The sequence below is a fragment of the Moraxella sp. VT-16-12 genome, assembly GCF_002224245.2.
Lineage (GTDB): Bacteria > Pseudomonadota > Gammaproteobacteria > Pseudomonadales > Moraxellaceae > Moraxella.
In genome coordinates this window covers 1-468 of record NZ_NKHK02000038.1, presented here as the reverse complement: position 1 = coordinate 468, position 468 = coordinate 1, and the positions used below count along the sequence as shown (strand labels likewise).

Here is a 468-nt window from a genome sequence, read left to right as displayed (position 1 = left end):
AACATCAGTTCAGGGTGACGCTCATCAGCCGGACATACGGACCAAAACTGTCCTTACGGCGTTCTGCAAACACGGCCAGCACACCGGGAATATCCTGCACTTCACGACCGGTATACGCTTCAGCACTGCCGTGCCAGCGGTATTTGCCGGTACAGAACGGAAAAAGACGGGATGCCGGATGCTGACGGTGAATACGCATGGCTTCGCCACGGGTGATGATTTTCATAGTGGGATACCTCTGAAGACAGAAGATAAAAGTGAAAACAGGTGTGATGTGGTTGTGACGGGTTAAAGCAGACCATATTCGGCAAAGGAGAAAACCTGGCTGCCACCGACTATCAGATGGTCCGGCACCCGGATATCCACCAGGCCCAGTGCCTGTACCAGACGTTCGGTGATAAGCCGGTCTGCCTTACTGGGTGTGACTTCACCGGACGGGTGATTGTGCGCCAGCACCACGGCTGCGGC

At 55.1% G+C, this 468-nt stretch carries 2 protein-coding genes; both read right to left on the bottom strand.

What is annotated here, in order from left to right; all coding sequences use genetic code 11:
• Positions 1-4: 4 nt before the first annotated feature.
• A complete protein-coding gene (locus CEW93_RS10650) occupies positions 5-226 on the bottom strand; it encodes a DUF987 domain-containing protein (protein WP_000692345.1) in 222 nt (73 codons plus the stop codon).
• 62 nt (positions 227-288) lie between these two features.
• On the bottom strand, positions 289-468 hold a 180-nt coding region (locus tag CEW93_RS10645; RefSeq protein ID WP_146416674.1), incomplete at its 5' end, for a JAB domain-containing protein.

Coding starts and splice junctions, on each gene's coding strand:
- CEW93_RS10650 (WP_000692345.1), bottom strand. CDS start 226: ATGAAAATCATCACCCGTGGCGAAGCCATGCGTATTCACCGTCAGCAT.